This is a genomic window from uncultured Cardiobacterium sp., assembly GCF_938028185.1.
Lineage (GTDB): Bacteria > Pseudomonadota > Gammaproteobacteria > Cardiobacteriales > Cardiobacteriaceae > Cardiobacterium.
Window position 1 is genome coordinate 1 of sequence record NZ_CALJAH010000158.1, and the last position, 6,978, is coordinate 6,978.

Annotated in this window: 8 protein-coding genes; 5 read left to right on the forward strand and 3 right to left on the reverse strand. The window is 60.4% G+C overall.

The window, feature by feature from the left end:
- Window positions 1-184: 184 nt before the first annotated feature.
- Window positions 185-562, reverse strand: a complete 378-nt coding sequence (locus tag Q0349_RS04740) for a hypothetical protein (RefSeq protein WP_298079730.1) — start codon at window positions 560-562, stop codon at window positions 185-187.
- Between the two features lie 116 nt (window positions 563-678).
- Here Q0349_RS04740 and Q0349_RS04745 point away from each other — a divergent pair, with 116 nt between their 5' ends.
- From Q0349_RS04745 to sodC, 4 genes are all read left to right on the forward strand, one after another.
- Window positions 679-1,719, forward strand: coding sequence for a leucine-rich repeat domain-containing protein (locus Q0349_RS04745; protein WP_298079731.1), 1,041 nt, complete (start codon window positions 679-681; stop codon window positions 1,717-1,719).
- Between the two features lie 64 nt (window positions 1,720-1,783).
- Complete coding sequence (locus Q0349_RS04750; RefSeq protein WP_298079732.1) at window positions 1,784-2,689, forward strand: cation diffusion facilitator family transporter; 906 nt, start codon at window positions 1,784-1,786, stop codon at window positions 2,687-2,689.
- A gap of 3 nt (window positions 2,690-2,692) precedes the next feature.
- Complete coding sequence (locus Q0349_RS04755) at window positions 2,693-3,568, forward strand: DMT family transporter (RefSeq protein WP_298079733.1); 876 nt, start codon at window positions 2,693-2,695, stop codon at window positions 3,566-3,568.
- 86 nt (window positions 3,569-3,654) lie between these two features.
- Window positions 3,655-4,197, forward strand: coding sequence for a superoxide dismutase [Cu-Zn] SodC (gene sodC / locus Q0349_RS04760; protein WP_298079734.1), 543 nt, complete (start codon window positions 3,655-3,657; stop codon window positions 4,195-4,197).
- Between the two features lie 85 nt (window positions 4,198-4,282).
- On the opposite strand, the gene Q0349_RS04765 is transcribed toward sodC, so the two are convergent.
- Both Q0349_RS04765 and Q0349_RS04770 read right to left on the reverse strand, forming a co-directional pair.
- Complete coding sequence (locus Q0349_RS04765) at window positions 4,283-4,534, reverse strand: hypothetical protein (protein WP_298079735.1); 252 nt, start codon at window positions 4,532-4,534, stop codon at window positions 4,283-4,285.
- A 274-nt stretch (window positions 4,535-4,808) separates the two neighbouring features.
- Window positions 4,809-6,215, reverse strand: a complete 1,407-nt coding sequence (locus Q0349_RS04770) for a basic amino acid/polyamine antiporter (RefSeq protein WP_298079736.1) — start codon at window positions 6,213-6,215, stop codon at window positions 4,809-4,811.
- A 173-nt stretch (window positions 6,216-6,388) separates the two neighbouring features.
- Between Q0349_RS04770 and Q0349_RS04775 the strand changes: the two genes are divergently transcribed.
- Window positions 6,389-6,814: a hypothetical protein gene (locus Q0349_RS04775; protein ID WP_298079737.1), complete on the forward strand. Its 426-nt coding sequence runs from the start codon at window positions 6,389-6,391 to the stop codon at window positions 6,812-6,814.
- The last annotated feature ends 164 nt before the right edge of the window (window positions 6,815-6,978 follow it).

The following is a 6,978-nucleotide window of genomic DNA, read 5'->3' on the forward strand; positions in this document are numbered from 1 at the left end:
AGGGTTTTGGGGTGTTGCGGCATATTGGCCCCCATATAAATGTTAAGTTAATTGCGAATAAACCTTAACATTTCCGTAGGCGGGCTGCCGGGCTCTGACCAGGCAGCCCAACCCGCGCATCCCGCCGAAGCAGCAGGCAACAAAAAGCCGGTCATCATGACCGGCTTTTTTGCACCGCGCGCTTTCAGAAATTGAAAAACGCCTCGTGTTCGCCGCTCGCCGTCTTGCTGACAAGCGCCGCTTTCAGCACGGAGATGACTGCTTCATCGGCGGCAGGCACGGCTTCCTTCAGCTTGTACAGGGTGATGCGTGCCGACGGCAACGGCTCCGGTTGCAGCAGGAAGCGGAAATAGCGTCCGCCCGCGCGCAGGTAGTAGTGCCAGAGGAAATCACGCGGCGCGCTATCGGCGGCGGGGGTCGCCCACAGGGCAGCGTCGCGGTCGGCATCCGCCCACCATTCCTCAGGCAGGGCATCCAGCGGGAAGGGCAGGCTGCCGCTGGCAATGGCGGCTTGCAGATGGTCACGGTCGGCGGCTTCAGGTGGGGTTTTGCGGAAGGTCATGGCAGTCTCCGGTGGCTTAAAGGAGGCGGCAGTATAGCGCGCCCGCCGCTTTCCGTACCTCGCCGCGCCGCGATTGCGGCACAATATGCGCCGTTAGCGCTGCAAAGGAGTCAAATATGCTGTTTTCTGATCTCGCAAGGTATTTCCGGGATTTGTTCTTTGAACGCAAAAGCGTGCTTAAAGATATACGGTTTTCTGTTCGTCTGAAAGACGGGCCAACGAATCCGCGCAATTATCCGAAAAATTATTATCCTATGGTGGAATGGTGCACCATTAACGACGACCGTATTACGGCCATTCCGCCTGCCATTGCGTTATTCGGCAATGTGGAAGAACTCTATATCCGCGGGAGAAATATCACGGCCCTGCCGCCGGAAATCGGGCAACTGACGAAGCTGCAGCGACTTCACATCAAGAATACGCAAATCACCACGCTTCCTGCCGAAATAGTCTGTCTTTCCCGCCTGGAAGAATTGCATTTGGACAATAACCGCCTCGATACCCTGCCCGCGCATTTTTCCATGTTGAAATTTTTGGAAGAGCTGTCGCTATGCGGCAATGCCTTTACAGCACTGCCCGATGCGATAGGTCATTTGCCACACCTGCAAGCGCTCCATTTGGATAATAATCCGCAATTAAAAACTTTGCCAGCTGCCATAGGGGAACTCCACCACCTGAAGAAGCTGACACTCTCTCATAGCCAACTGGAATCCCTGCCCGCTACATTCGCTGCCTTGCAAGCGCTGGAAATACTGGATTTATCTCATGGAAAATTTACATCTTTCCCGGAAGAAATTGGCAAGCTGCCGGGATTAAGAACTCTGGATTTTTCCTGTAATAATTTATGCCAATTTCCGCAATCCCTGCTGGTATTAAGCGAATTAAAATCGCTTGACCTGGGATATAGCCAACTCACCGCGTTGCCTCCCGGCATTGCACGGCTAAAAAATCTGCATACACTCGCACTGGCGGGAAATAGAATCGGCGAATTTCCGCCCGAAAGCGACACGCTGGAACAAAATTTGCGCTATCTCAATGTCAGCGGTAATCCGCTACGCAATTTGCCAGAATCCTTTCTGAAAAAGAGTCTTCGCCGTACCTGTTGGGCGGATGACGATCCGCAATTAAAAATAATCGGCTTTAGTCCCGAAACTTAAAATCCATACCCCGCCGCGCCGCAATTGCGGCACAATACGCGCCCGTTTGAACCCGCACATTCCCATGCCCACACCCACCGCGCCACATGAGGCGCAAACCGCGAAAGTTGTCCTCCTCGGCGTCCTCGGCAACATCATCCTCGCCCTGGTCAAGGGCGTCGCCGGTGTCGCCGGCCATTCCTACGCGCTGATAGCCGATGCCATCGAATCCACCACCGACGTTTTCTCCTCGCTCTTGCTCTATCTCGGCCTGCGCGTCGCCAACCAGCCGCCGGACGCCAACCACCCCTACGGTCATGGCCGCGCCGAGTCGCTTGCCACCTTCATCACCGTCGCCTTCCTCCTCGCCTCGGCGGGCATCATCGCCTACAAAAGCATCGCCCACATCATCACCCCGCACAAAAACCCGGCGCCGTTTACCCTCGTCGTCCTCATCGCCGTGGTCGCCATCAAGGAAGGGCTGTTCCGCTACTACCAGCGCAAAAGCGGCGAAACGGCGAGCGGTGCGCTGGAAGCGGAGGCGTGGCACCACCGCAGCGACGCGCTGACCTCGTTCGCCGCCTTCCTCGGCATCAGTGTCTCGCTGCTGATGGGCAAGGGCTGGGAAAGTGCGGACGACTGGGCGGCGCTGGTCGCGGCCGCCATCATCACCTACAACGCCTGGCGCATCTTCCGCCCGGCGCTGGCCGACATCATGGACGAAGACCGCTTCGGCGAACTGCGCCAGCGCATCGAAGCCACGGCCACCGCCGAGCCGGGCGTGCACGCGGTGCAGGAATGCCTGGTGCGCAAACTGGGCAGCGAATACCACATTGACCTGCGCCTGCTCGTCGGCAAGGGGCAGACGATTGAGAGTTTGTGCGAGCTGAAACGCCGTCTGCGCACCCGCCTGCACGCGCAGGAAGCACGGCTCTGCCGCATTTTTATCGAATGCGACTGCTGCGAGCGTTGCCCGCACCGCGAGGCATAAATCATGCACTGGCTTGTCCTCACCCTGTTCGCCGCCTTCATGCAGGCGTGGCGCAACGCCTTCCAGAAGCAGCTCAGCCAACACGCGCCGGTGCTGGGCGTGACGCTGGCGCGTTTCCTCTTCGCCTGGCCGCTGGCGCTCCTCTGGCTTGGTCACTATTACCTGCAAGACGCCACCCTGCCGCGACCCGCCTTCACCCCGGCGTGGTGCGGTTACATCGGCGGCGCGGCCAGCGCGCAAATCGCGGCGACGGCGCTGCTGGTGCAACTGTTCCGCCGGAAAAATTACGCCATCGGCGTCGGCCTGGCGCGTAGCGAAGCCATCCTCGCCGCCATCCTCGGCGTCGCCTGCTTCAGCACGCATTTGAGCGCGGCGGGCTGGCTCGGCGTCCTCACCGGCGCGGTTGCCGTCTTCATCCTGAGCGGCGCCAGCCTGCGCCAGCTTTCCGCGCACGTCCTCGCGCTCGGCCTCGGCAGCGGCCTCTGTTTCGCCCTGACCTCGCTCTGGGTACGGCAGGCGGCACTTGCCCTGCCGTTGCCCGCCCTGCCCGCCGCCGCGTGGGTACTGGCGAGTGTTCTCATCCTGCAAACCGTGCTGCTCCTCGGCTGGCTCATCGCCCGCGACCGCGCCGCGCTGCGCCAACTCCTTGCGCAGCGCAAACTGGCACTCGCCACCAGCACCGCCTCTTTTTTCGGCTCTCTCGGCTGGTTCAGCGCGATGCGCCTGCAAGACGTCGCCATCGTCAAAACCGTCGGCCAAATCGAAGTGCTGTTCATGCTCGCCATCTCCATCTGCTACTTCCGGGAAAAACTGCAAAAACAGGACGGCCTCGGCCTCGCACTGATTGTCATCGCCGCGCTGCTGGTGGTGTGGGCATGAGCCGCCCGCCGCGCACAACGAAATAAAAAATACCGAATATCAAACGGGTAGAATCCAAGCTCCAACACAACCTAACCGGAGTATCCATGAAAAAAACCTTGCTCACCCTCGCCCTTTGCGCCGCCGTAATCGCCCAGGCGCATGACCACGGCGCTGCCAAAGCCGACGCAAAGACCCTCACCGTCGAAATCCAGCTACTGGACGGCGGCAAGGCGGCGGGCAAAGTCACCGTCAGCGAAAGCAACTACGGTCTCGTCTTCACCCCGGCGCTGCACGACCTCACCCCCGGCCTGCACGGCTTCCACATCCACGAACACCCCAGCTGCGACGCGGGCGAAAAAGACGGCAAAACCGTTTTGGGACTCGCCGCCGGTGGCCATTGGGACCCGAAAAAAACCGACCGCCACGGCCAGCCGTGGGAAGACGACACCCACCTCGGCAATCTGCCGGTGCTGTATGTGGACGGCGACGGCAACGCCAGCGTGCCGGTACTCGCGCCACGGCTGAAATCGCTCGACGAAATCAAGGGGCATTCGCTCATCATCCACGCGGGCGGCGACAACTACGCCGAACACCCCGCGCCGCTCGGCGGTGGTGGCGCCCGCCTCGCCTGCGGCATCATTCAGTAACCGCCCACGAAAAACCCCGCCGCAGCGGGGTTTTCTTTTTACAACGCCGCCAGCAGTTGCCGTGCCGCCGGAACGTGCAGGCGTATCAAATAAACAGCTTCATCGCGGCAACCACTGCGCCGACCACTACGGCAAAGAAAGATGCCCCGGTGACGAAGGGGTAGAAAAATGTTTCCATCCCGATTTTGCGCGCCGTTTCCCGCGTCTGTTCCGTTTCCGTCTTCATCTTGTTTATTTCCGCGTGCATCAAATACACCTCGGCGCGGATTTTCTGAATTTCGGCCATCAGTCGGCTTTGCTCAAGCTGTTCGCGTGCTTCTGCGGTTGCGGTAGTCATTTTTGGCTCCTTGTTTTTGGATGATGTCGGGTTGCTGATGGTATAGCCGTTCACTGAAAGTTTCAGACAAGGCGCGCCGCTGAAGACAGTACACGGTTGTACGGCGCGGGTTTCCCTAAAAAATGGCTCCGCCATTTTTTAGGGTGCCCGGTTAGCGGCGCAACACCGTATGAGGCTTTCGGTGGACGGCTATAGTCGATGACCAGGCTGGACGCAGTATAAATACAAGTATTTTTACCGCAACCTGCCTTTATGCCGCAACGGGGTTTTCTTTTTACAACGCCGCCAGCAGTTGCCCCACCGCTGGCGCGAGTAACAGCAAAAGCAACACCAGCAGCGCGATTTCGCCTGCTTTCAGCCGGGGAAAACGCCCGTGGAAACGGGTCTGCGCGTAGAGAAACAGCGCGACGCCGGGGACGTAGAGCAGTACCGACAGCAGCAGGTAGCTCATCCCCGCCGCGTAGAGAATCCACAGCGCATAGAGCGTCGCCACCGCACCGACGGCGACGATATGCGGCGCGAGGCGTTCGCGCAGCGCGATTTTCAGCAGATACGCGCCAATCAGCAGGTACGGCACGAGGATCATCGAGGTGGAAATTTTGAGCAGCGCGTTGTAACTCTCGCCGGTGAGCAGCACCAGCAGCAGGCAAATCTGCACGGTGATGGCGGAGAAGCGCAGCGAGTGGTGCGGCACGCCGTTGGCGTTCAGTGCGGTGAGGGTGCGCGGAAAGGCGCCGTGCTGCGCGCCGTAATACGGCACTTCCATCGAGTACAGCGTCCAGCTCAGATACGACGCCAGCACCGAGACAATCAGGCAGACGCTGATGATGATGCCGCCCGCGCTGCCCATCATCGCCTGCAACACCCCCGCCATCGACGGGTTCGCCATCGCCGCGATTTCGGCGCGCGGCAGCACGCCCAGCGCCAGCACGGTAATGGCGACGTAGAGCGCGAGCGCAATCAGGATGCCAAGCACGGTCGCAAGCCCCACATCGCTGCGCTTGCGCGCGTGCGCGGACAGCACCGCCGCGCCTTCCACCCCGGTGAAGACCCACAGGGTAATCAGCATGGTGTCTTTCACCTGGGTGAGCGTCGTTGTTTGCAGCGATGCGCCGTACCAGTCGGCGGCAAAGGTGTCGCCCCGGAAAAACCACAGGGCGAGGCCGATAAAGAGCAACAGCGGGAAGACTTTCACCAGCGTCGCCACCAGATTGACCCCCGCCGCTTCCCTGACACCGCGCGCGGCGAGCCAGTACACCGCCCACACCAGCGCCGATTCGCCGACAAAGGCGGCAAGCGTATTGCCCTTGCCGAAGATGATATGCCCCGGCGCATCGGTGAAGCCGCCGAGCGCCTCAAAAGCGACGACGAGATAACCCGTCACGCCGATGGTGGCGCAGAGCCAGTAGCCCCAGGCGGAGAAAAAACCGACCAGTTCGCCGAAGCCGTCGCGGGCATAGGCGTAGATGCCGCCGTCAAGCGTGGGGCGCAGCCGCGCCAGATACCAGAAGGAAAGGCCGAGGGCGATGATGCCAACGCCGGTAATCGTCCAGCCGATGATGAGCGCTTCCGCGCCCGCCACTTCCGCCATGTTCTGCGGCAGGCTGAAGATGCCGGAGCCAATCATCGAGCTTAAAACGAGGGCGGTGAGGGCGGTCAGGCCAATTTTTTGCGGGGTCATGGGAGTCCTTTTTTGGAGATTGCGATGGCGTGTGTCGTAAACAGCGATGGCGCGATTTTACCGCCAAGTCTGCGGCGAATGCCCGGCACTTCGCGGCGCGTCAAAATTCATCGCAATGCGAGCGCTTATGGCCGACAATGCGCCTGCCTTATGACCCTTCAACCGGAGCCACCATGAAAAAACCCCTGTTCGTTGCCTTCATCCTCGCCGACGTCGCCATTGCGCTCATCGCCCTTTATTTCTTCACCCGGCACAGCCCCGACACGCCGTTGCCGAAAACCCGCATCGCCGACCGCGAAAAAATCCTGCGCACCGCCAACGCCAAACTGCCAATGATGGTCGATGCCGAAACCCGCCTCGACAAGATTGACCTGAACGACGACGGCTTCGTTTACTACTACCACCTGCCCGAACAGGACGGCGCGGCACTGCCGCCCGACTGGCAGCGCGAGCTGACCCGGCGCGTGCAAAAAGGGCTGTGCAACAGCCCGGAAACCCGCTCGCTGCTGGACGGCAACCTCAATTACACCTACCACTACGCCGACAAGGGCGGCGCGGAAATTTTCATCCTGACCGTGCGCAAGGGCGACTGCGATTGAGCGGCGGGGCTTCCCATGCAGCCTTTGGCGTGTGCCGCATTTACATACAGGGTAGCGGGGATGGTGTATGTAAATAGCGCTCTTTCCAAACCAGGCAAAGGCATACGACGTCTTTTGGAATTTGTATCCCTGCCCCCACCCCGACACTCCCCCACGGGGGAGGG